This is a genomic window from Bacillus cereus group sp. BfR-BA-01524 (assembly GCF_022662595.1).
In the GTDB taxonomy this organism is placed as follows: Bacteria; Bacillota; Bacilli; order Bacillales; family Bacillaceae_G; genus Bacillus_A; species Bacillus_A thuringiensis_S.
The window spans coordinates 1-217 of the sequence record NZ_JAKUDW010000488.1 but is presented as its reverse complement, the minus strand read 5'-3'; the positions used below and the strand labels follow the sequence as shown (position 1 = coordinate 217).

Sequence of the window (217 nt, the reverse complement as noted above, 5' to 3'; positions counted from 1 at the left end):
GCCACCCCGGCATGTCATATTGAAAATTGGAGCGGAAGACGGGATTCGAACCCGCGACCCCAACCTTGGCAAGGTTGTATTCTACCACTGAACTACTTCCGCAAGACATGTTTGAGATATTTTATTAAAAGTGCGGGTGAAGGGAGTCGAACCCCCACGCCAAAGGCGCTAGATCCTAAGTCTAGTGCGTCTGCCAATTCCGCCACACCCGCATATT

The 217-nt window shown here is 51.2% G+C and carries 2 tRNA genes; both read right to left on the bottom strand.

Going from position 1 to position 217, the window contains the following annotated elements:
• Nucleotides 1–27 precede the first annotated feature (27 nt).
• A tRNA-Gly gene (locus tag MR170_RS32025) sits at nucleotides 28–102 on the bottom strand.
• A gap of 29 nt (nucleotides 103–131) precedes the next feature.
• A tRNA-Leu gene (locus MR170_RS32020) sits at nucleotides 132–212 on the bottom strand.
• Nucleotides 213–217: the final 5 nt, after the last annotated feature.